This is a genomic window from Gluconacetobacter tumulicola, assembly GCF_014174215.1.
GTDB classification, from domain to species: domain Bacteria; phylum Pseudomonadota; class Alphaproteobacteria; order Acetobacterales; family Acetobacteraceae; genus Gluconacetobacter; species Gluconacetobacter tumulicola.
Window position 1 is genome coordinate 63,582 of record NZ_JABEQL010000013.1, and the last position, 21,382, is coordinate 84,963.

The window sequence follows — 21,382 nt, forward strand, 5'->3', positions numbered from 1 at the left end:
TCGTGTCATGCGACAGGGCGTTGAAAGATCATCGTAACCGCGTGGCGGGCGAACCGGCTACCGCCCGCGCGGCGAAAGCTGCCATGTCGGCAGACGGTACGGGCAAAAAAAACGGGGGATATCCGGCCGCATGGGCCGGATATCCCCCGTTTGATGTCCGCCGGCCGGGGCGCGTTGCCGCGCCGCCGGCCAGAAGAGCAATCAGCGCTTGCTGAACTGGAAGGAGCGGCGGGCCTTGGCGCGGCCGTACTTCTTGCGCTCGACAACGCGCGAATCGCGGGTCAGGAAGCCGGCGGCCTTCAGGATGCCGCGCAGCGTGGGCTCGTAATGCGTCAGCGCGCGGCTGATGCCGTGACGGACCGCGCCGGCCTGGCCGGACAGACCGCCACCCGTGACCGTGCAGTAGACGTCGAACTGGTTGTAGCGGTCGGCCACCAGGAACGGCTGGGTGATCAGCATCCGCAGCACCGGACGGGCGAAATAGGTCCCGACCGGACGGCCGTTGACGGTGATGTCGCCCTTGCCCGGCTTGATCCACACGCGGGCAACCGCGTCCTTGCGGCGGCCGGTGGCGTAGGAGCGGCCCTGCGCATCGCGCTTGGCTTCGTAGACCGGGGCGTCCTGCGTGGAGACGACCTGGCCAGTCGCGACGGCACCCTTCAGGTCGGCCAGCGTGCCTGTACGCTCTTGGGTTTCGGACATGGTGTCAGGCCCCGATCTTCTGGGTGTTGATGGTGTTCTTGCGGTTCAGCGCCGCGACGTCGAGCGTCTTGGGCTGCTGGCCGGCGTGCGGATGCTCGGCGCCTGCATAGACATACAGGTGCTTCATCTGCGCGCGCTGCAGCGGGCCGCGGGTGATCATGCGCTCGACCGCCTTCTCCACCACATGGCCGGGGTTCTTGCCCTCCAGCCGCTGGGTGATCGTGCGCTGCTTGATGCCACCCGGATAGCCGGTGTGGTAGTGAAACAGCTTCTGGCCGACCTTGTTGCCGGTCAGGCTGATCTTCTCGGCGTTGATCACGACGATGTTGTCGCCGCAATCGACGTGCGGGGTGAACTGCGGCTTGTGCTTGCCGCGCAGGCGCTGGGCGATAATGGCGGCGAGACGTCCCAGAACGAGGCCTTCGGCGTCGATCAGGATCCAGTCTCGCGTCACCTCTGCGGGCTTCAGCGAGAGGGTGGTCTTCATCTGTTTGTGTTCCGTCTGATGATAGGAGCGGTAACGGGTGGCGCGTTATCCGCGCAGGCGGTCATCGCGTCAAGCCAAAAACGGGTTTTGCGCCGATTTTTCGGGGAACTAGCCGTGTGGTATCCACATACCACATACCAGCCTTCATGCGGAGATTGCCCATCCCCATGGGAATGTTATAGCTGTCGCACCGGCCATAGACGGGTAACCCATACGTGAAAAAGCTGACTTCCGCCCTTATCCTGCTGCTGATCATCGTGGTCGTGGGAGGGTTGGGCCTGCGGCATCTGGCCCAGAGCCAAATGGAATCAGCGATTGCCGACCTGCGGGCAGCGATCGGGCCGGGTGCCAGTTTCACCTATGCCACGGCCGCGCCGCGCATCCTGGCGCGCGGGGCGCGGCTGACGGCCGTGACCTACCGCAACCCGGCGCTGAGCCTGACGGCCTCGGAAGCGATCGTGGGCCGGGTGACCGGCAATACGATCGATGGCCAGCATATCGGCACCCTGACGCTGCGGCAGGTACAGATCATGGAGCCGGGGGCCACGGCCTCGATCGCGTCGCTGGTGCTGAAGGGGCTGGTGCTGCCCAATACCGGCCCCGACCTGTTCCGCGCCCCGACCCCGCCGCGCCTGGACTCGCTGACGCTGGATTCGGCGCAGCTGACGGACCTGCATGTGGCGGTGCCGGCCGGGCAGACCGACCTGACCGTTGCCCACGCCACCATCCGCGATTACGGGCTGGGCCGGACCTCGCACCTGGATGTGGATACGCTGGCGGTGCAGATCCGCCTGACGCCGACGCGCCGGATCGGGATCGGCCATCTGCGCATCGACGGGCCGGATTTTGCCGGGCAGATCGCGAGCCTGCTGCAATCGGGGCATCTGATCCATACGGTCGGGCGCCGCCGGTTCGACGTGTCGGCGCTGACCATCGATACCGCCAGCCCGCTGCTGCGCGTCGGGCATCTGGAGGCCGAGCAGGAGGCGAGCGCCGGCCAGGACGAGCTGGAGACCACGATCACCGACCTGACGGCCTGGCCCACCCCGCCGCAGGACCAGTCGCTGCTGCGGGTGATCGGCTATGACCATTTTGCCGGCCGTATCCATGCCGTCAGCACCATCCAGCGCCAGGCCGGGACGATGACGCTGCATCCGCTGGATATCGACGCGCCGGAGATGGGCCACATGACCATCCTGGCCGATCTGGACCAGATTCCGGTCGATGACCCGGCCAACATGCCCGAGACCGCCCGGATCGTCTCCGCCACCATCGACTGGCAGGATCGCTCGCTGGCCGGTCATGTGCTGGACGGGCTGGCCCGTGCGCGGCAGGTCGACGCCGAACCCTATCGCCAGCAGGTGCAGGCCGCGCTGGCGGCGTCACCCGACCCGTCGATGCAGGCGCTGGGCCATTTCCTGGCCCAGCCCGACCAGCGGCTGCGCGTGATGCTGCGGCCGCCGCGGCCGATCAGCGTGCTGATGCTGGGCGTGGCGCTGTCGATGGCCGGTGACCCGTCGACGGCCGGCATGCTGGGCCTGTCGATCAGCACGCCGTGACCCATTCCCCTGCCCCCGGCGATGGGCCGGTCCATGTCATCGGCGCCTCCGGCCGGTCGGGGGTGGCGCTGTGCCGGGCGCTGCTGGGCCAGGGCGTGCCCGTCATCCCCGTGGTGCGCGACGCCGCGCGCTGGGCGGCCACCGGCCTGCCGGGTGCGCCCATGCCGGCCGACCTGATCGGGCCGCCGGAGGCGCTGCGCCGGGCATTGGCCGGGGCGACACGGGTGGCCAGCACCGCGCATGCGCGGCATGTGCCGGCCCTGCTGGCGGCGATGCCGGAGGGGGCCACGCTGGTCTGCCTGGGGAGCACGCGCAAATTCACCCGCTGGCCCGACGCGCATGGCAACGGCGTGCTGGCCGGCGAGGCCGCGCTGAGGGAATCGGGGCGGAACGGGGTGATCCTGCACCCCACCATGATCTATGGCGCGCAGGGCGAGAACAATGTCCGCCGGCTGGCGGCATTGCTGCGCCGGCTGCCGCTCACGCCCCTGCCCGGCGGCGGGCACGCGCTGGTGCAGCCGATCCATCAGGACGACGTGACGCGCAGCGTGCTGGCCGCCCTGGCGCGGCCGTGGGACGGGCCGCATGCGCTGGTGATCGCGGGCGGGACCGCGCTGTCCTATCGGGATTTCGCCGCCATGGTGGCGCGCCTGTCGGGCCTGCGCCCGCGGCCGGTGCTGCCGGTGCCGGCGGCGGCGATGATGGCGGCCGCCTGGGTCACGCGGATGGTGCCGGGCCTGCCGTCCGTGGGCACGGCGGAAATCCGGCGGCTTCTGGAGGACAAGGCATTCGAGACGGCGCCGATGGAACGGGAGCTGGGAGTGGTGCCGATCGGGCTGGAAGAGGGGCTGGGCCGGTTGTTCGGGCGCTGATTGGGGGGAAGGCGAGGGCTCTGCCCTCGACCCGCAAGGGGTCGCGGACCCCTTGACCCCGATTCGTCACAGCAGTGATTTTCTAAGATGCTGTTGTTTCCGAGGCTGCCTTGAGCGCCTGTCAGGAAACCGCTGGGGCGAACGACGGGACTCGAACCCGCGACCACCGGTACCACAAACCGGCGCTCTACCAACTGAGCTACGTCCGCCACACAGCGGGCTGTCATGTAGAGAACTGGCTCCGCCCCGTCAATCGTCCAGCATGCAGGAAGGCATGAAAAAATCCCCTCCCCGCCGCAGAGGGGTTATGCGGCGCGCAGATCCGCCAGCCCGTCGCGCAGGCGCGCGATGGCTTCGGTCAGCACCTCTTCCCGCTTGCAGAAGGCGAATCGCACCAGATGGTTCGGTGCGTCCTCGGTGCTGTAGAAGGCCGAGACCGGGATGGCGGTCACGCGGCAATGCTCGGTCATGGCGCGGCAGAAGGCCACGTCGTCGCCCGCGAAGCCCGTGGGGCGGATGTCGGCCACCACGAAATAGCTGCCGTCGCAGGGCAGGATGTCGAACCCCACGCCGCGCAGCCCGTTGGACAGCAGGTCGCGCCTGGCCCGCATGTCGGACGCGAGGGTGGCGAAATACGCGGTGTCCTTGTCCAGCCCCATGGCGACGGCGCGTTGCAGGTTGGGGGGCGTGGTGAAGGTGAGGAGCTGGTGGGCCTTGGCGATGCAGCCGGCGATCGCGGCCGGGGCGGTGATGTAGCCGACCTTCCACCCGGTCAGCGAGAAGCTCTTGCCCGCGCTGCCGATGCGCACGCAGCGCGCGCGCATGTCGGGCAGGGTCATCAGCGGCACGTGGCGGGCGCCGAAGGTGAGATGTTCGTAGACCTCGTCGCAGATCGCGTAGACATCGTGGCGGGCCACCAGCTCGGCGATGATCGCGAGTTCTTCCGGGGTGAAGACCTTGCCGGTGGGGTTCATCGGCGAATTGAGCAGGATCGCCTTGGTGCGCGGCCCGAAGGCCGCCTCCAGCTCCGCGCGGGGCAGCGACCAGTCGGGGGGCGTGAGGCGCACCGGACGGGGGATTGCGCCCAGCGCGCGGATCATCGGCACATAGGTGTCGTAGAGCGGTTCCAACACCACGATTTCGTCGCCCGGATCGAGCAGGGCCATCAGCGAGGACGCCAGGGCCTCGGTGGCGCCGGAGGTGACGATCACCTCGCTCGCCGGGTCGATCGCAAGATCATAGAACCGGGCGTTCGAGCGGGCCACGGCCTCGCGCAGTTCGGGCACGCCGGTCAGGGGCGGATACTGGTTGCGGCCGTCGCGCAGGGCGGCGGCGGCGGCCTCGATCAGGTCGGCCGGGCCCTCGGTATCGGGGAAGCCCTGGCCCAGATTGATCGCATCATGCCGCGCCGCCAGGGCGGACATCACGGTGAAGATGGTCGTCGGCAGGCCGGACAGCATGCTGTTCAACGGTTTCATGATCGCTCTTTCCTGACAGCGGGGCAGCCTTGCGGCCGCCCGCGCGCAGATGTGCGGAAAATCCCGGCATTTTGCAATCCGCTCCGATTGCCTGTGGGCGCGACCCGTGCCACGGTATCGCGGGCGGCCGGCCAGGCGATTTGCGCGCCGAACGGACCGGTTCGCCCAGGCACAGCGCGGTCCCGGCCCCCGGCACCGCCCCAGTATGTGGCGACGCGGGCATGAAGAAGATCGAGGCCATCATCAAGCCGTTCAAGCTGGACGAGGTGAAGGACGCGCTGCACGAAATCGGCCTGATGGGCATCACGGTGACCGAAGCCAAGGGTTTCGGACGCCAGAAGGGCCATACCGAGCTGTATCGCGGCGCCGAATACATCGTGGATTTCCTGCCCAAAGTGAAGCTGGAGATCGTCTGCGCCGACGACATGGTCGATCGCGCGGTCGAGACGATCGTGGCTGCCGCCCGCACCGGGCGCATCGGCGATGGCAAGATCTTCATCATGCCGGTCGAGGACGTGATCCGAATCCGCACCGGGGAACGCGGCGAAGATGCCGTCTGACCCCCGGCCACCCATCCCGTCTCCGCCACGCGCAGGCCGGCGGACGATGGCGGGCCCCATCATCCTATCGACAACGGGTCCCTAGTTTCGTAACCGTTCCACTGCCGTGTCGTGCGGCACCTTCAGTTCAAGGCAGGTATATCGATGGCGAAGAAAGCCCAGAGTTCAGCTCCGACCACCCTTCCGTCCCCTTCCGCTGAGGCTGTCGCCAAGGTCTTCAGCCTGATCCAGGAACATTCCGTGGAGCTGGTGGACCTGCGCTTCACCGACCCGCGTGGCAAGTGGCACCATACCTGCCAGCATGTCTCGACCATCGAGCAGGATACGTTCCGCGATGGTTTCATGTTCGACGGGTCGTCGATCGGCGGCTGGAAGGCCATCAACGAGAGCGACATGGTCCTGCTGCCCGACCCGACGACGGCGGTGATGGACCCGTTCTCGGCCAAGCCGCAGCTGATCCTGATCTGCGACATCATCGAGCCCTCGACCGGCCAGTTCTATAACCGCGACCCGCGCTCGACCGCCAAGCTGGCCGAGGCCTATCTGAAGTCGACCGGCCTGGGCGATACCGCCTTCTTCGGCCCGGAAGCCGAATTCTTCATCTTCGACAACGTCAAGTTCGGCACCGGACCGAATTTCGGCATCTATCAGCTCGACAGCATCGAAGGCCCCGGCGCGTCGCTGAAGGATTATCCGGAAGGCAATATGGGCCATCGTCCGGGCGTGAAGGGCGGCTACTTCCCCGTGCCGCCGGTGGACAGCGAGGCCGACCTGCGCGCCGAAATGCTGACCACGATGGGCGAGATGGGCCTGCCGATCGAAAAGCACCATCACGAGGTCGCGCAGTCGCAGCACGAGCTGGGGACGAAGTTCACGACCCTGGTCGAATCCGCCGACTTCATGCAGATCTACAAATACTGCGTGCACAACGTTGCCCATTCCTACGGGAAGTCCGCGACCTTCATGCCGAAGCCGATCTATGGCGACAACGGCTCGGGCATGCATGTGCATCAGTCGATCTGGAAGGGCGGCAAGCCCGTCTTCGCCGGCAACGGCTATGCCGACCTGTCGGACCAGGCGCTGTATTACATCGGCGGCATCATCAAGCATGCCAAGGCGCTGAACGCCTTCACCAACCCCTCCACCAACTCCTACAAGCGCCTGATCCCGGGCTTCGAGGCGCCGGTGCTGCTGGCCTATTCGGCGCGCAACCGCTCGGCCTCGTGTCGTATCCCCTACGCGACCAGCCCCAAGGCCAAGCGCGTCGAGGTCCGCTTCCCCGATCCGACCGCCAACCCCTACCTCGCCTTCGCCGCCATGCTGATGGCCGGCCTGGACGGCATCAAGAACAAGATCCACCCCGGCGATGCCATGGACAAGGATCTGTACGACCTGCCGCCCGACGAGCTGAAGCAGATCCCGACCGTCTGCGGATCGCTGCGCGAGGCGCTGGAGGCCCTGTCGGCCGACCATGAGTTCCTGCTGGCCGGTGGCGTGTTCACCAAGGACCAGATCGAGAGCTATGTCGACCTGAAGTGGCAGGAAGTGTTCACGTTCGAGCACACGCCGCATCCGGCCGAGTTCGAGATGTACTACTCCGTCTGATCCCGTTCGGGATTGGAGAAAGGGGCGCCGGGACCGTGAGGGGCCGGCGCCCTTTTTTTGTGCCGGCGTTCTGTTCTTTTTTGAAAAAAAGAACCAAAAAACTTCTGATCTGTTTGGGAGCCTTGTGCTTGCCTGTTGCGAGGCTACCGACCGAATAAAAGTCTTTTTGCTTCTTTTTCTTCAGAAAAAGAAGATCTTAGCTCCCGGATCGCTTTTCGCCTGCCAGTTCCCGCCGGGACCGATCCAGTTCCTCGCTGTAGCGGCGCAGGGCATGCTGTTCGGTCAGCATGCCGCGCACCTGTCGGCCCTCTTCGCTATCCACCACCACCAGCGCGTCGCTTTCGGCCTGGGCGAAGCGGGCGATGGCTTCGCGCAGGTTCATCTGCGGCACCAGCATCTGGTCGCGATACTGGGCGAAGCGGGAGAGGGTTTCGTCCGGCTGGGCGGTGTCGACATACAGGTCCGGCACCAGCACCAGGCCGACATAGCGCCCTGACTGGTCGACCAGCACGATGCGTTGCGCCGAGCCGAGCGGATAGGCCTGGCGGGCGGCCTGCACCTTTGTGTCCTGGCACAGGATTTTTACGTCGTGGCGCATCATCCGGCCCACGGTCAGGGTGCGAATCCAGCCGACATCGACCGCCGAGCGGATCGACTCCCCGCGCAGGTGGAAGCGCCAGGTGGCGAAGGAATAGCCGAAGGTGCGGCGCACCGTCAGGCTGGCGATGACCGAGGCCACCAGCACGGCGGCGGTCAGCGGCAGGCTGCCCGTCATTTCCAGTGCCAGGAAGACCATGGTCATGGGCGCGCCCACCACCGCGACGGCCATGGCGCTCATGCCCACCAGGGCGCAGAGTTCGGCCGAAAGCCGTGTGGCCGAGATCAGCGCCAGCCCGCCGGCGAAGGCGGCGCCGGTCAGCACGCCGAGATAGAGCGAGGCGAAGAAGAGGCCGCCGCGGAACCCGGCGCCGATCGATACCGAGGAGGCCAGCGCCTTCATGGCCAGCAGCGCCAGGACCCAACCGGTGGGGTAAGCGTGCTCCAGCGCCACGCGCATTGCCCAGTGGCCCGAGGACATGACCGTGGGTGAGACCAGCGCCAGCAGGCCCACTACCAGCCCGCCGACGGCGGGGCGCATCCAGACCGGCAGGCCGGAACGGCGGAACAGGGCCTCGGCCAGGGTGACGCAATACATCAGCCCCACGCCCAGCAGGGCGGCCACGATGCCGAGTGTTGCGATGGGCAGGTAGTCGTCCACCCGCAATTCGGCGGGCAGGATCACGCTGACGCCGGGGGCTGCGCTGTGCAGCAGGCGGGTCACCCCGATGGCGCAGACCGATGCCGCCGCGACCGGGGCCAGGTTGGCCAGCGAATAGGTGCCGATGACCAGTTCGAACGCGTAGAACGCCCCGGCCAGCGGCGCGTCGAACGCCGCCCCGATGGCCCCGGCGGCGCCGCAGCCGACCAGCAGGCGGAGATCCTCGCGCCGGACGCGGAACATGCGGCCCAGGCGCGAGCCGGTGGCTGCGCCGATCTGGGTAAAGCCGGCCTCCAGCCCCACCGAGGCGCCGACGGCGTTGGACAGCACCGTCTGGAGGGCGACGATGGCGCTGTCGCGCATCGACATCCGGCCGCCATGCAGGGCGTTGGCCTCGATGGGGTCGACCGGGCGGTCGGGGATGCAGCGCGCGACCAGCACACCCAGCAGGCCGAGGACCAGCCCGCCCAATGTGGGCACCAGGAGCGCGCGGAAGGGGATGATGGCGGGCAGGCCCGAGATGCGGCCCTCGCCGGGGGCGGCGAACAGCAGGCGGTGGGCCAGCAGGGTGGCGTGGATCATGGCGCTGACCAGCAGGCCCGCGCCGCAGCCGACACAGGCCGCCAGCACCACCAGCCATAATTCGTCGGCCCGCACCAGGGCGCGCAGCAGGCGGGGGACATAGGGCACCCGCTCGTCGCGTACGCCGCCCTCTGCCCCGTCCGGGGGCAGGAATGCGCCACGGTGGCGGCGCAGATGGTTCAGCAGGCCGAGGGTGGAAGACGGCACGGTCAGGTCACTTTCGCGCGGCGCCCGGCAGCCGGTGAGGTGCAGCACCGGGGCGCCCGTAGCGACTATTTGAAGGGATGGGCCTGTCGGATCAACCGGAATTCCGCCTTGGAGGCTGTTTGAAAAATGCCGCTGCCGGCAATCCGACGCGCGTTTTCTGCGCTTCGCGGCGGGCGGCCATCAAGGCCGCTGCGCTGCGATGCTCAAAAACACACGCCGGCCGCGGCCCTTCGGCCCGCTCTTGCTCGGCATCGACACTTTTCAAACAGCCTCCTACCATGCCGCCCTTGCGGCCCCGATCGCGGAGAAATGCCCGTGTCCCCTGCCCTGCCCCCTACCATGCGCGCGGTGATCGTCCGCGCACCCGGCGCGCCCGAATCGATGAGCCTGGCCGACATCCCCCTGCCCGTGCCCGGACCGGGCGAGGTGCTGGTGCGGGTGCAGGCGGCGGGGGTGAATCGGCCCGACCTGATGCAGCGCAAGGGCCAGTATCCGCCGCCGCCGGGCGCCAGCCCGATCCTGGGGCTGGAAATCGCCGGCGAGGTGGTGGCGAAGGGGCCGGACGCGCCGGACTGGCCGGCGATCGGCACGCCGGTCTGCGCGCTGACCAATGGCGGGGGGTATGCCGGATATTGCGCCGTGCCCGCCGGGCAGTGCCTGCCCTGGCCGGACGGGTTCGACGCCATCCGCGCCGCCGCCCTGCCGGAGACGTTCTTTACCGTGTGGTCGAACCTGGTCATGACCGCGCATGTCGTCCCCGGCGAAACCGTGCTGATCCATGGCGGGGCGGGCGGCATCGGCACTGCGGCGATCCAGACCGTGCGGGCGCTGGGTGCCGTGCCCTATGTCACCGTGGGGTCGGCCGAGAAGGCGGCGCTGTGCCTGAAACTGGGTGCCGAGGCCGCGATCGACTATCGGGACGAGGATTTCGTCGCGCGGATCGACGAACTGACCGGCGGGCGGGGCGTGGATGTGGTGCTGGACGTGATCGGCGGCCCGTATCTGGACCGCAACCTGCGCTGCCTGGCACCGGGCGGGCGGCTGGTGATCATTGCGCTGCAAGGTGGCGCCCGCGCGCAGGAGGTCGGCGTGGGCCGTATCCTGACCCGTCACCTGACGGTGGCCGGCACCACGCTGCGCCCGCGCGACGGAGCGTACAAGGCCCGGGTGGCCGATGGCCTGCGCGCGGTGCTGTGGCCCCTTCTGTCGGATGGGACGATCGCGCCGCTGATCCACGCGACCTTTCCGCTTGCCGAGGTGGTGGAAGCCCATAAGCTGATGGAATCGGGCAGCCATTCCGGCAAGATCGTGCTCGACCTGCGTTAGTGTTATAACATCGATCGCGCCAATCCCGGCCCCTCGCGGACTCCTGCGCGGACAAGGTGAAGGACCATGCCATCGTGCTGCTGAACGTCATCGCGCGTGGACCCGAGGATGTATCGGACGCCTCGTCCGCGCGTCCGCCCATTGTTCTGCTGCATGGCCTGTTCGGGCGTGCCCGCAATCTGGGCTTCTTCCAGCGTCGGCTGGCCCGCACGCGGCGGACTTTGGCGATCGACCTGCGCAACCATGGCGACAGCCCGCATGGGCCGATGGACTACAACACCATGGCCGGGGACCTGCTGGACACGCTGGCCCATCACGCGGCCCTACCCGCGACGCTGGTGGGCCATTCGATGGGCGGCAAGGTGGCGATGACGCTGGCGCTGACCCGGCCGGGCATGGTGCACAGCCTGGTGGTGGCGGACATTCCGCCCGCCCGCACCGGGCACGGGCAGTTCTCGCTGGGCGAGCAGATGCTGCGGGTGCGCTTTCCGCATTATCTGAACCGGGCGGAGGCCGATGCCCTGCTGCTGCCCGAAATCCCGAATGCCGATGTGCGGGCGCTGATGCTGCAGAATATCCGGCTGGGCGAGAATCCGGGATGGGTCATCGGCCTGAAGGAGATCGTGGGCTCGATGACCAATATCGAAAGCTGGCCCTATATCCCCGAAGGCTACACCTATCCCGGGCCGACGCTGTTCCTGGCCGGTGGCAATTCACCCTATATCCGGCGGGAGCATTATGGGGTGATGCGCCGGCTGTTCCCCAACTACCATCTGGAACTGATCGAGCATGCCGGCCACTGGCTGCATGTCGAGAACCCCACCCGTTTCGCCACCCTGGTAGAAGATTTCACGAACCGGTACTGACGTATCGGCCGGCTGCGGCCTTCGCGGCCTCGGCGGCGCGCCATAGATACCAGGCGGCGGCGGAGCGGTAGGGGCTCCAGTCGCGGGCGATGGCTGCCAGGGCGGCCGGGCGGGGCTGGGTGTCCAGACCCTTGATGACCCGCCAGCCCTCGCGCACGCCGAAATCGTCGACCGGCATCACATCCGTGCGCCCCAGCGAGAAGATCAGCAGCATTTCCACTGTCCAGCGCCCGACCCCGCGCAGGGTGGTCAGGCGGGCGATCAGGTCGTCGTCGGTCATCGACTCGGCCTCTTGCCGGGAGGGGACGGTGCCGTCGAGCCGGGCCTGGGCCACGCCCTGGATCGCGCGGATCTTGGTGCCGGACAGGCCGCAGGCGCGCAGATCGGCCTCGGGGAAGGCCAGCAGCGTCTCGGGGTTGGGGAAAGTACCGCCCGCCAGGGCCACCAGCCGCCCCAGGATGGCCAGGGCCGCCCGGCCGTGAAGCTGCTGGTGGGCGATGGCGTTGACCAGCGCCTCGTAGGGCGCGCGGCAGGCCTCGACCCGCAGGCCGCATGGCCCCACCCGCGCCACCAGGGCCGCGAGGTCGGGATCGGCGGCGGAGAGGTGGGCGCGGATGGCGCGGTCCTGCGCGGGGGAGGGAATGGAGGATGTCATGATGGCCGGGAGCTTAGTGCAGATAGGGGCCGACCGTTAAATCGGCGTGGCACCGCCGTGACGGCGGTGACAACATGATACGATCTCATGATGGCATGGTATCATGACAACGGGGCCGCCAGCGGCTAGGGTCCCGAAAGACCACGCGCCGCAGGCGAATACGCGGAGACTCCCGGCACTTCATGACGGTGACACTCAGTCCTTCCTCCCGCCATCGCCAGGCCGAGGAGCCCGTCCTGATCCCGCGCGCGGATGTTCGGGAGCGTGCGGCACGCCAGCCCGAGCCGCCCGAACGGCCCGACGGGCGCGAGGGCCTGCGCCCCGAGCTGGTCGGCCGCCCGGATGGCTATCGCCCGCTGAAGCAGAGCGGCGCGCCGATGATCCGGCCGGATACGGTGGCCGAACCGGGGGTGGCCACCGTTCTGGCGGTGTCTGCCGCGCTGCATCTGGTGTTGCTGGCGATCATTCTGCAGGCGGCGCGCCACCATGCCGGGGGATCGGCCGCGCCCGAATCGCAGTCGGTCGAGATGATGTTCACCCCGCCGGCCTCCAGCGGGTTGCAGGGGCGCAATTCGCCCGACCAGGCGGGAGGCAGCGGATCGCAGGCCAAGCCCACGCCGACCACGCCGCAGCCGGACCAGCCGCAGCCCAGCGATTCCTCGCCCTCGCCCAGCGTGCCGTCGCCGCAGACGCCGGCCGCCCCGCCGCTACCGCGTACGCCCTCCGACCAGACGCTGCCCGACCAGCCCTCGACCACGCCGCCCAACCCGGCGATGCAGAGCCCCGGTCAGGCCGCGCACCCCACGGCGCATCCCACGCCGCGCCACACGCAGACGGCCCGGCAGCGCACGCCCAGCCATGCGCCCTCGCCGTTCGATCATCCGATGGATCTGTCCTTCGCGCCGTCGCCGGGGCCGGTGCGCCAGCGGCGCGGGCGGGCGGGCGGTTCCGGCGGGCCGATCGACCTGTCGGTGGGGCCGGTGGTGCGCAACGGGCAGCTCAACGCCCCCTATTCGAGCCAGACGCAGGTGCGGGGCGTCAGCGAGGATTATGGCGAGGAGATCGATCGCTGGATCCGCAGCCACATGTATTATCCCGAGGAGGCCGCCCGTGCGGGCGACGACGGGGCCTCGACCGTGCATGTGGTGCTGGACCGCAGCGGGCGCGTGCGCGGGGTGCGCCTGACCGGCCAGTCGGGCTCGTACTATCTGGATGCCGCGACCACCGGCATGTTCCATGGAGCCGAGCTGCCCCCGGTGCCGCCGGACATGGCGGGCGACCATTTCGATATCGACGTGACGATCAACTATATCCTGATCCGGCGCTGATCCCTTGGGCAGGGAGCGCCGGTCGGGGCGCTTGCAGCGGGAGAATGGCGCATGAGTGACGATTTCGCCGCGATCCGCGATCGCGTGGGCACGGATTTCGAAGCGTTCGACGATGCCGAGGCGGCGGTGCGGCGCATTGCCGAACTCTATGAATCGGCCGTGCAGGAGTTGCGCGCGGCCTTCGGCCGGCGGCAGCCGGCCGGGCCGGTGGTGCCGACCTATCCGTACCTGGGCTTTGCCGTCAGACGCGCGCCGCTGGCCGAGGATACGCGCCCGCCCTTCGACGTGGTGCTGGAGCCGGGGTTCTACGGCACCACGCTGACGCGCCCGGAACTGTTCCGCGATTACTGGCGCGAGCAGATCGGCATCCTGCTGCACCATTACCGCCAGCCGGTGCTGGTGGGGCGGTCGCGCCGGCCGATCCCGCTGCCCTATGTGATGGAAGAGGCGGTGACCGCCATCACCGAGGACGATCTGCGCCTGTTGCAGCGCCATTACGCCCTGCCCGACCTGCACGCCACCGACGACAGCATTGCCAATTGCGCGCTGATCCCGCGCCCGGACGAGCCCCGGCCGCTGTCGCTGTTCACTGCCGAGCGCACCGATTATTCGCTGGCGCGGCTGCATCATTATACCGGCACCGCGCCGCGCCATGTGCAGCGGTTCATCCTGCTGACCAACTACCAGCGCTATGTGGACGCATTCCGCGATTACGGGCGTGCGCAGGTGGATGCGGGGGGCGAGTATGACCGCTTCGTGGAGCCTGGCGACCAGGTACATCGGCGCGGCGATGCGGCCCGGCCGCCGATGGCCGGATCGCTGCCGCAGATGCCGGCCTATCATCTGTGCCGGCCGGATGGGGACGGGATCACGCTGGTCAATATCGGTGTCGGCCCGGCCAACGCGAAGACCATTACCGACCATCTGGCGGTGTTGCGGCCGCATTGCTGGCTGATGGTGGGCCATTGCGCCGGGCTGCGGCGGACGCAGCGGCTGGGCGATTATGTGCTGGCGCATGGCTATGTGCGCGACGACCATGTGCTGGACGACGACCTGCCGCCCTGGGTGCCGGTGCCGCCGATCGCCGAGGTGCAGGTGGCGTTGCAGGATGTGACGGCGCGCGTGACCGGGCTGCATGACTCCGAACTGAAGACGCGGCTGCGCACCGGCACGGTGATGACGACCGACAACCGGAACTGGGAATTGCGGCTTCGCGCCCTGTTCACGCAGATCAACATGTCGCGATCCATCGCGGTCGACATGGAGTCCGCCACCATCGCCGCCAACGGGTTCCGCTTCCGCGTGCCGTACGGCACCTTGCTGTGCGTGTCGGACAAACCGCTGCATGGCGAACTGAAACTGCGCGGCATGGCCAATGCCTTCTATCGCGAGCGCGTCAGCCAGCATCTGACGGTGGGGATCGAGACCATGCGCCAGTTGCGCGCGCAGGGGGTGGACCGGCTGCATTCGCGCAAGCTACGCGGGTTCGACGAGCCCCCGTTCCGCTGAGCGCATCGCTGCGGGCCGAGCAAGGAGAAGAGTGCGTGACCGATCCAGACCAGCCATCCGCCGTCCCCGTGCCGCCATCCGGCCAGCCGACCATCCGCGTGGTGGCGATGCCGGCCGATGCCAATGCGGCGGGCGATATTTTCGGCGGCTGGCTGATGTCGCAGATGGATCTGGCGGCCGGCACGGCGGCGGCCCTGCGTGCCAGGGGGCGTTGCGTGACGGTGGCGATCGACAAGGTGATTTTGCACCAGCCGGTGCTGATCGGTGACGAAGTGAGCCTGTATACCGACATTATCCGCACCGGCCGGACCTCGATGTCGATCCATGTGCAGACCTGGCGCCGGGCGCGCCATTCGCACGAGACGGTGAAGGTGACGGAGGGCGTGTTCACCTTCGTCGCCATCGACGACGAGCGCCGGCCGCGCCCGCTGCCGCCGGAGATGCCGCGCTGAGGACGGGCATGTGATGGAAAGATCGGCATCCTCGCGTTCGGGCCCTCGGTGCCATTGCAGACGCAGTCGGCGGGGGGATGCGTTACTGCAATCAGTTGGGCGGGCGGCCGGGACAAGTCCGGGGACGATCGGCTTCACTGACGCCGAGACGGGCCATCTTCGGACGGCAGCTACGCCGCCATCCTGCGGAATCCGGCTTCGTGGCGGGTCCCGTCTTCCATTAGCAATCTCCTCCCTATGCGGGAGAGTCTCTCCCACCCAAAGCGTATCATTCTTGACCGTCTCGCAGGCTTGCGTGATGCCGGGTTCCTCCTACTCGACAGCCGCATTATCAATCAGGAATACAAAGTGTTGTTCCCTCGTTAAGAACAGCCCAGCCATTAAATTTAACAGCCATATAAGCAATGAATCTGTTATCGTTATCGCCATCATATTCCGGCAATTGATCCAACGGAAAATCCGCGAAAATCCGATCAAAAACAGTGCCTGGCTCGTCACCGGAGAAGATAGCTTTCTGGTTTTCCAAATCGTATTCGATAATCCTGTTATGGAAAATAGCATATTCAAAAAACTCCTTTAGTTTTAAGAATTTTTCCCTTGTTTTCATTTGTTTTTCGTTATGAAGATTCAATATCCACCATATCCCAAGCCCATTCTGGGTATTTATTCTCAACATAAATTCGTCAAAGTTTTCTTTATATTCCAACACGACAATTCCTATTCAAAATTCAAACTTAACTTTTTCAACACCATTGCTCAAAATAGGGGCGAACTGGATAGTCCAATCCTTTCCCGACGCGGAGACATTTCGCAGTGATACTACTCCTCTGGAAGTTCGGACTAAATACACGACACCGCCATTTCCAAATGATGCCGCCTTTGCGTTATCCAAACTTCCTGTATATCCAGTTAGCTTTCGAAAAAATGTCTCTACCGCTTCCTCATTTCCTCCGGAAAAGTTGAGATTCGCCTTCTGATATCTCGTGCTGGCTACCTGCGTGACTGTCGTGTTCGCATCGAGCTGCAAGGTAGCACCGGACGCTTTAGGATCAAAAGCTGCCAGTTCATCAAACGTTGCCGAGGCTTCCGCCGAAAGTCCTGAAACGGATGCCCCGGTCGCCGAATAAACTGTCGCGGTGTCGAGTTCCGTGTCCAAAGCCGTCGCCAGCAATTCCTCGCCACCCACGGCAAGGAGGTCTGCGGCGGCGACGGCCTCGCCAGCGGGCGTTACCATAACCGCCATCGTCGCCGCCAGGCCGAGCCATTGATCCTGTGTCTTGGGCATCAGGCTGTCGAGAACATTTCCGGCCGACGAAAATGTGGCCTGAAAGCCATTTGCCGCTGCCTGAAGCTGATCCGACGTGTAGTTCTTGACCGTCTCATAAGCCTGCGTGATGCCGGTCAGCATCGTCTGTCCGGCATGCACCAGATCGTCGGAGACCTCGCCGAGCGTGCCGTTCAGGAAATTGGAAATCTGAGTGCCGGCTTCACCCGATTGGGCGATTTCCGATATGACGCCGTTCAGCGTGGTGCCGTTCGCCAGTTCATTCTGATACGTCTGCAAACCGCCACTGTCGGCCCCTCGGTTGAGAAGGAGATCATAGACGTTGCCGACCGCGCTGGCGGCTTCCTGCGAATGAGCGGTGTTATAGCGAAGCTGGTCCAGAGTCAGATTGGTGGCGAGGCCATCTTCGGCGGAGTTCATTCCCCCCGGATCGGCATTACGCCCCAGCACCTGGAGATAGATGCTGTTGATATCGTTCTGCGCTTCCTGCGAATGGGCGGTGTTGCTTCGAAACTGCGCCAGGGTCATGCCGGTGGCCAGTCCGTTCTCGGTATCGCTCAACGCCTGGGCTTCAACGGGCCGGCCCAGAACCTGTTGGTAAATCGCATTGACGTCGTTCTGTGCTTCTTGCGAATAGGCGACAACGGTGCGGACCTGGGACAGCGTCATGATCGTGCCCAACCCGTTTTCGTACGTCGTCAGACCGCCCGGGTCGATGTCGCGACCCAGAACGTCGTGATAGACGTTTTGAAGAGCGGCCTGCGCACCCGACGAATGCGCCATGGCGTTCCGGACCTGATTGGGCGACTGGCCTTCGGAAAATTGCTGGTAGGCGGAGTTATAATCCGCCCTCGCTCGCGGAGCGGCCAAGCAGGTTCTGGGTGTCGTCCGCGATGTTCTGGTCGATATCCGACAGCTTGATCGGAACGTATGCGCCCGACGACGACTGATAGGTCGCAATCCCGTTTCCCGAATCGCTCGTCAGGTAGGCCACACCGTTGATGACGGTGACGGCGTGGCCATGAACGGTGATATGTTCCGTGCTCGCGCCGGATGCGGGCGGCGCAGGCGGCGTATAAGGCATTGTGCTGCCGGGGGTCGACAGGTCGCCGCCGCCATCTCCGGATGAAGGGGGAGAGCCTGTGACCGTTATGCCCTCGCCATTGTCGCTTCCATCCATTCCGCCGCCATCATCTCCCGCCGAAACAGAAAATCCACCTTCGTCGCTGTCGGACATGAATTCCATGGCGGTCATGGCCGGCCGAGCGGATAGCGTGGAGGATGGCGAAGACTGGGACTGGCTGCTGTCCTGTATGTCCGTCGTCTGACCTGAGGCGCCGGGCATGTCTGCCTGGCCTGTCGCAGCGCGCGAAGGGCGCATTTGAATTGCCGGCACCACTACGTGACCTTTTTGTTGGTCATGGCGAGCGGCAAGGGCGCTCAGAAACGCCGGCTGCCGGTGATACTCGTAAGAATGGTCTTCTGGAAAGACTGAACCGGCGCGACGGCCGATCGCCACGATAGCGGCGGGCGCATCGATTTTGTCCGGAAGCGCGTCTGCGGCCGGGATGCCGTCATACGCCCTGCCGCCGGTTGCGTCGCCAGCCGGATGGTCCGTCCGGGAATACGGATCGGAAATAGGCCGTTCCAGCTTCAAGGAACGGCGGATCGCTAGATTGGACATCGCGCACCAATGCAACGTTACGATGTAGTATGTAACAATACGTTGCATGCCCGTTTCCTGGTACGCAAGAGTCAAAATCGTGGTTTGTTGTGGTTTTTTCGAATGTTGAACAATGTGCTGCCGTTGATGGTGCGGAACGCGTCAGGTGTCGCTTATACGCGCGACGCGACCTGACCCGATGTGGCGCCCGCTGCGGGTGCGCGCGGCAACGTCAGGTCAGTTCAGTTCGCTCTGGATCTGGCGGGCGACGCGGAAGATGGTTTCGCGCAGCCAGCGGTGGACCGGGTCGTTGTCGCGCCTGGGGTGCCAGGCCTGGAAGGCTTCGACGCGGGGGAGCGGGAACGGGTAGTCGAACAGGGCCAGCCCGCGTTCGGCCAGCGGCACGCGGTAGAGGGCCATGTCGGGCAGGGTCACGATGAGGTCCGTGTCGCGCATGCTGTCGATCATGGCCTTGTAATGCGGGACGACCAGGACGATGCGGCGGGACAGGCCGTACTGGTCGCGCAGGATGCGGTCGATCGGGCCGTGGGCGCGGCCGCGGCGCGAGACGCTGATATGGTCGTAACGGGTCAGGGCTTCGGGCGTGATGCCTTCGGCGAAGATCGGGTGGTCCTTTCGCACCAGCGCCTTCATGATGTTGTAGAAAATGGTCTGGCGGCGGATTTCCGGCTTCAGCATGTCGGTCGCGCCGATATAGAGGTCGATCGCGTCCTCGCGCAGGGCCTGATTGGCGGCGTCGTCGACTTCGGGCGCGAAGACCAGTTCGCAGTTCGGGCAATTGTGCCGCAGCGCCCGCAGCAGCGGCAGCGCCAGCGGGGCGATGACGACATCGTTGGCGCGGATGGTGAATTTGGGCGCCATGTTGCGCAGGTCGGCCAGGACCTGGGTTTCGATCAGCCCGTCGGCGGCGCGTACCACCGCCTGCACCCGGTCGCGGATGCCCAGCGCGAAGGCCGAGGCGATGAGGTGCCGGCCCGAGGGCACCAGGATCGGGTCGCCGAAGACGCCGCGCAATTTGGCCAGGTGGCGGCTCATCGCCGGTTCGCTGACATGCATGCGCCGCGCGGCGATGGAGACGCTCTGCTCTTCAATCAGCACCTGAAGGAAGCGCAACAGGTCGAGATCGTATCCACGCATCCGGGCAGCCTATCTTTTCGCGCAGGGGAAAGGCCAGCGGAAACGCTTCCGGAAAGTGGAAGCCTGACATAATCGGAATGGAGGTTTTCGGCGTTTCGATTTCGATGATCATCCGGCCATGATTTCCGACCCCCATGATATGCGCGGCGGCGCGGCGGCCCCGGATGGGCTGACCATACCGGCCCCTCTGCCGACGGCGGCTGCCCCGGCGGCGCCGGTGATCCATGCCGCGCCGCCGGTGCCGTCGTACATTCCGCCCTTCGGGCTGCGCACGATCATCGGCTGCCTGGGCATGCTGCTGGCGGTGCATGTGGCGGGGTTCAACGAGCATGTGACGGAAATCGGCCTGTCCGACATTCGTGGTGCCATGCATATCGGCCACGATGAGGGCACCTGGTTCACTACCATCTACGAGGCGTTCAACATCGCGTCCATGGCGTTCACGCCGTGGTTCTACATGACGTTTTCGATCTATCGTTTTTCGATCTTCGTCACCGCGACGATGGCGCTGCTGGCCATTCCAGCGCCCTTCATGCCCGACATCACGTCGCTTTGCGTGCTGCGGGCGTTCCAGGGGTTGATGGCGGGGTGCCTGCCGCCGGTGCTGATGACGGTGATGCTGAAATATCTGCCGGCGGAAATTCGGGTTTTCGGCATTGGCGGCTATGCCATGAGTGCCACGTTCGGCCCCAATCTGGGCCTGCCGCTGGAAGCGTTCTGGTTCGAGCATGTCGGCTGGCACTGGCTTTATTGGGAGATCATTCCCCTGGCCGCGCTGTCGGTGGCGATGCTGGCCTATGGGTTGCCGCGCGACCCGATGCATCTGGAGCGGTTCGAGAAATTCAACTGGTTCGGGCTGCTGGTGGGGCTGCCCGCCATCTGTTCGCTGGTGATCGTGCTGTATCAGGGCGACCGGCTGGACTGGTTCCGCTCGCCCGTCATCACGCATCTGGCGTTGTGGGGCGGGGCCGCGTTCGTCGTGTTCCTGATCAACGAATCGTTTCATCCCAGCCCGTATTTCAAGATTCATTACTGGCTGTCGCGCAATATCCAGGCTTCGCTGCTGTCGCTGGTGGGGATTCTGGCGATCTGCGGGCTGATGGCCGAATTGCCGGCGCTGTATCTGGAGGAGGTGCGGGGCTACCGGCCGATCCAGACCGCACCGGTCTCGCTGGTGGTGGCGCTGCCGCAACTGATCATGCTTCCGCTGATTGCGGCCATCTGCAACAGCCGTCGTGTCGATTGCCGCTATGTGCTGGCCGGCGGCATGCTGTGCCTGGCGGCGGCTGCGTGGTGCGGCACCTGGCTGACGCCCGACTGGGTGCGGGACAATTTCTATCTCATCCAGATCCTGCAGGTGTTCGGCCAGCCGATGACGGTGATTCCGACCCTGATGCTGGCGACGCTGGCGCTGGGGCCGGCCGACGGGCCGTTCATCTCGGGCATGGTCAACATGCTCAAGGGGCTGGCCAATGCCGTGGCCTTCGCGCTGTTCGCCGCGCTGACGCGGCGGCGGGAACAGTATCATTCCACCATGCTGCTCGACCATCACGGCACGCACGGGCTGGCGTTGCAGGGGCTGGGCGACCCGATCGGCCAGCAGCTTGCCGGGACCTCGCCCGATGCCGCGCATGTCGCGCGCAACGCGCTGGAGGTCTTTCACACCTACATACGCGAGCAGGCGCTCGTTCTGGGACTGGCGGACATCTATTTCATCCTGATCTGGGTCTGCCTGTTCTACGCCGTGCTGAACGTCGTCCTGCCCCGCCGCGTCTATCCGCCCCGCCCGCCGTCGGCGACGGCTCCTGCCCACTGATTCCTGCGGACTCC

At 66.1% G+C, this 21,382-nt stretch carries 20 protein-coding genes and 1 tRNA gene; 10 read left to right on the forward strand and 11 right to left on the reverse strand.

Annotated features, from left to right (window positions below):
- Positions 1-201: 201 nt before the first annotated feature.
- Together rpsI and rplM are read right to left on the reverse strand one after the other, a co-directional pair.
- The gene (rpsI, locus tag HLH29_RS11110) at positions 202-702 is read right to left on the reverse strand and encodes a 30S ribosomal protein S9 (RefSeq protein WP_182949950.1); all 501 of its coding nucleotides are present in this window, start codon (positions 700-702) and stop codon (positions 202-204) included.
- A gap of 4 nt (positions 703-706) precedes the next feature.
- Positions 707-1,189 (reverse strand): 50S ribosomal protein L13, encoded by a 483-nt coding sequence (gene rplM, locus HLH29_RS11115; protein ID WP_182966751.1) that lies wholly within the window; start codon positions 1,187-1,189, stop codon positions 707-709.
- Between the two features lie 215 nt (positions 1,190-1,404).
- On the opposite strand from rplM, the gene HLH29_RS11120 reads away from it, so the two are divergent.
- Complete coding sequence (locus tag HLH29_RS11120) at positions 1,405-2,748, forward strand: hypothetical protein (RefSeq protein ID WP_182966753.1); 1,344 nt, start codon at positions 1,405-1,407, stop codon at positions 2,746-2,748.
- Positions 2,745-3,620, forward strand: coding sequence for an NADH-ubiquinone oxidoreductase (locus HLH29_RS11125; RefSeq protein WP_182966755.1), 876 nt, complete (start codon positions 2,745-2,747; stop codon positions 3,618-3,620). The genes HLH29_RS11120 and HLH29_RS11125 overlap by 4 nt, the downstream gene beginning before the upstream one ends.
- A 133-nt stretch (positions 3,621-3,753) precedes the next feature.
- Here HLH29_RS11125 and HLH29_RS11130 read toward each other — a convergent pair.
- Positions 3,754-3,829: transfer RNA gene (locus HLH29_RS11130), tRNA-His, on the reverse strand.
- A 96-nt stretch (positions 3,830-3,925) separates the two neighbouring features.
- Positions 3,926-5,098 (reverse strand): aminotransferase, encoded by a 1,173-nt coding sequence (locus HLH29_RS11135; RefSeq protein WP_182966757.1) that lies wholly within the window; start codon positions 5,096-5,098, stop codon positions 3,926-3,928.
- Positions 5,099-5,319: 221 nt separating this feature from the next.
- On the opposite strand from HLH29_RS11135, the gene HLH29_RS11140 reads away from it, so the two are divergent.
- Both HLH29_RS11140 and glnA read left to right on the forward strand, forming a co-directional pair.
- The gene (locus tag HLH29_RS11140; RefSeq protein WP_182966759.1) at positions 5,320-5,658 is read left to right on the forward strand and encodes a P-II family nitrogen regulator; all 339 of its coding nucleotides are present in this window, start codon (positions 5,320-5,322) and stop codon (positions 5,656-5,658) included.
- Positions 5,659-5,802: 144 nt separating this feature from the next.
- Positions 5,803-7,263: a type I glutamate--ammonia ligase gene (gene glnA, locus HLH29_RS11145; protein ID WP_182966761.1), complete on the forward strand. Its 1,461-nt coding sequence runs from the start codon at positions 5,803-5,805 to the stop codon at positions 7,261-7,263.
- A gap of 196 nt (positions 7,264-7,459) precedes the next feature.
- Here glnA and HLH29_RS11150 read toward each other — a convergent pair whose 3' ends face one another.
- Positions 7,460-9,358: a chloride channel protein gene (locus HLH29_RS11150; RefSeq protein ID WP_408871966.1), complete on the reverse strand. Its 1,899-nt coding sequence runs from the start codon at positions 9,356-9,358 to the stop codon at positions 7,460-7,462.
- A gap of 291 nt (positions 9,359-9,649) precedes the next feature.
- Here HLH29_RS11150 and HLH29_RS11155 point away from each other — a divergent pair, with 291 nt between their 5' ends.
- Together HLH29_RS11155 and HLH29_RS11160 are read left to right on the forward strand one after the other, a co-directional pair.
- Positions 9,650-10,636: an NAD(P)H-quinone oxidoreductase gene (locus HLH29_RS11155; RefSeq protein WP_182966847.1), complete on the forward strand. Its 987-nt coding sequence runs from the start codon at positions 9,650-9,652 to the stop codon at positions 10,634-10,636.
- Between the two features lie 74 nt (positions 10,637-10,710).
- Positions 10,711-11,502 carry an alpha/beta fold hydrolase gene (locus tag HLH29_RS11160; protein WP_182966849.1) on the forward strand — a complete coding sequence of 264 codons (792 nt, stop codon included), beginning with the start codon at positions 10,711-10,713 and terminating at the stop codon, positions 11,500-11,502.
- On the opposite strand, the gene HLH29_RS11165 is transcribed toward HLH29_RS11160, so the two are convergent.
- Complete coding sequence (locus HLH29_RS11165; protein ID WP_182966763.1) at positions 11,486-12,157, reverse strand: DNA-3-methyladenine glycosylase family protein; 672 nt, start codon at positions 12,155-12,157, stop codon at positions 11,486-11,488. The genes HLH29_RS11160 and HLH29_RS11165 overlap by 17 nt on opposite strands.
- A gap of 182 nt (positions 12,158-12,339) precedes the next feature.
- Between HLH29_RS11165 and HLH29_RS11170 the strand changes: the two genes are divergently transcribed.
- The 3 genes from HLH29_RS11170 to HLH29_RS11180 all read left to right on the forward strand — a co-directional run bounded on the left by HLH29_RS11170 (position 12,340) and on the right by HLH29_RS11180 (position 15,446).
- A complete protein-coding gene (locus HLH29_RS11170; RefSeq protein ID WP_182966765.1) occupies positions 12,340-13,485 on the forward strand; it encodes an energy transducer TonB in 1,146 nt (381 codons plus the stop codon).
- A gap of 51 nt (positions 13,486-13,536) precedes the next feature.
- The gene (locus tag HLH29_RS11175; protein ID WP_182966767.1) at positions 13,537-14,994 is read left to right on the forward strand and encodes an AMP nucleosidase; all 1,458 of its coding nucleotides are present in this window, start codon (positions 13,537-13,539) and stop codon (positions 14,992-14,994) included.
- Positions 14,995-15,101: 107 nt separating this feature from the next.
- Positions 15,102-15,446, forward strand: a complete 345-nt coding sequence (locus tag HLH29_RS11180; RefSeq protein ID WP_182966851.1) for an acyl-CoA thioesterase — start codon at positions 15,102-15,104, stop codon at positions 15,444-15,446.
- A 331-nt stretch (positions 15,447-15,777) separates the two neighbouring features.
- On the opposite strand, the gene HLH29_RS11185 is transcribed toward HLH29_RS11180, so the two are convergent.
- The 5 genes from HLH29_RS11185 to HLH29_RS11205 form a co-directional block, all read right to left on the reverse strand.
- Complete coding sequence (locus tag HLH29_RS11185; protein ID WP_182966769.1) at positions 15,778-16,155, reverse strand: hypothetical protein; 378 nt, start codon at positions 16,153-16,155, stop codon at positions 15,778-15,780.
- Between the two features lie 12 nt (positions 16,156-16,167).
- Positions 16,168-17,514: a DUF4214 domain-containing protein gene (locus HLH29_RS11190; RefSeq protein ID WP_182966771.1), complete on the reverse strand. Its 1,347-nt coding sequence runs from the start codon at positions 17,512-17,514 to the stop codon at positions 16,168-16,170.
- Between the two features lie 55 nt (positions 17,515-17,569).
- Positions 17,570-18,463 carry a hypothetical protein gene (locus HLH29_RS11195; protein ID WP_182966773.1) on the reverse strand — a complete coding sequence of 298 codons (894 nt, stop codon included), beginning with the start codon at positions 18,461-18,463 and terminating at the stop codon, positions 17,570-17,572.
- 168 nt (positions 18,464-18,631) lie between these two features.
- A complete protein-coding gene (locus HLH29_RS11200) occupies positions 18,632-19,552 on the reverse strand; it encodes a LysR family transcriptional regulator (protein WP_182966775.1) in 921 nt (306 codons plus the stop codon).
- The gene (locus HLH29_RS11205; protein ID WP_182966777.1) at positions 19,503-19,664 is read right to left on the reverse strand and encodes a hypothetical protein; all 162 of its coding nucleotides are present in this window, start codon (positions 19,662-19,664) and stop codon (positions 19,503-19,505) included. The genes HLH29_RS11200 and HLH29_RS11205 overlap by 50 nt, the downstream gene beginning before the upstream one ends.
- A gap of 27 nt (positions 19,665-19,691) precedes the next feature.
- Between HLH29_RS11205 and HLH29_RS11210 the strand changes: the two genes are divergently transcribed.
- Complete coding sequence (locus tag HLH29_RS11210) at positions 19,692-21,368, forward strand: MFS transporter (protein ID WP_220791490.1); 1,677 nt, start codon at positions 19,692-19,694, stop codon at positions 21,366-21,368.
- The last annotated feature ends 14 nt before the right edge of the window (positions 21,369-21,382 follow it).

Coding starts and splice junctions, on each gene's coding strand:
- HLH29_RS11205 (WP_182966777.1), bottom strand. CDS start 19,664: ATGATCATCGAAATCGAAACGCCGAAAACCTCCATTCCGATTATGTCA.
- HLH29_RS11210 (WP_220791490.1), top strand. CDS start 19,692: ATGCGCGGCGGCGCGGCGGCCCCGGATGGGCTGACCATACCGGCCCCT.
- HLH29_RS11155 (WP_182966847.1), top strand. CDS start 9,650: ATGCGCGCGGTGATCGTCCGCGCACCCGGCGCGCCCGAATCGATGAGC.
- HLH29_RS11190 (WP_182966771.1), bottom strand. CDS start 17,514: ATGGCGCATTCGTCGGGTGCGCAGGCCGCTCTTCAAAACGTCTATCAC.
- HLH29_RS11135 (WP_182966757.1), bottom strand. CDS start 5,098: ATGAAACCGTTGAACAGCATGCTGTCCGGCCTGCCGACGACCATCTTC.
- HLH29_RS11140 (WP_182966759.1), top strand. CDS start 5,320: ATGAAGAAGATCGAGGCCATCATCAAGCCGTTCAAGCTGGACGAGGTG.
- HLH29_RS11195 (WP_182966773.1), bottom strand. CDS start 18,463: ATGCAACGTATTGTTACATACTACATCGTAACGTTGCATTGGTGCGCG.
- HLH29_RS11200 (WP_182966775.1), bottom strand. CDS start 19,552: ATGCGTGGATACGATCTCGACCTGTTGCGCTTCCTTCAGGTGCTGATT.
- HLH29_RS11170 (WP_182966765.1), top strand. CDS start 12,340: ATGACGGTGACACTCAGTCCTTCCTCCCGCCATCGCCAGGCCGAGGAG.
- HLH29_RS11175 (WP_182966767.1), top strand. CDS start 13,537: ATGAGTGACGATTTCGCCGCGATCCGCGATCGCGTGGGCACGGATTTC.
- glnA (WP_182966761.1), top strand. CDS start 5,803: ATGGCGAAGAAAGCCCAGAGTTCAGCTCCGACCACCCTTCCGTCCCCT.
- rplM (WP_182966751.1), bottom strand. CDS start 1,189: ATGAAGACCACCCTCTCGCTGAAGCCCGCAGAGGTGACGCGAGACTGG.
- rpsI (WP_182949950.1), bottom strand. CDS start 702: ATGTCCGAAACCCAAGAGCGTACAGGCACGCTGGCCGACCTGAAGGGT.
- HLH29_RS11165 (WP_182966763.1), bottom strand. CDS start 12,157: ATGACATCCTCCATTCCCTCCCCCGCGCAGGACCGCGCCATCCGCGCC.
- HLH29_RS11180 (WP_182966851.1), top strand. CDS start 15,102: ATGCCGGCCGATGCCAATGCGGCGGGCGATATTTTCGGCGGCTGGCTG.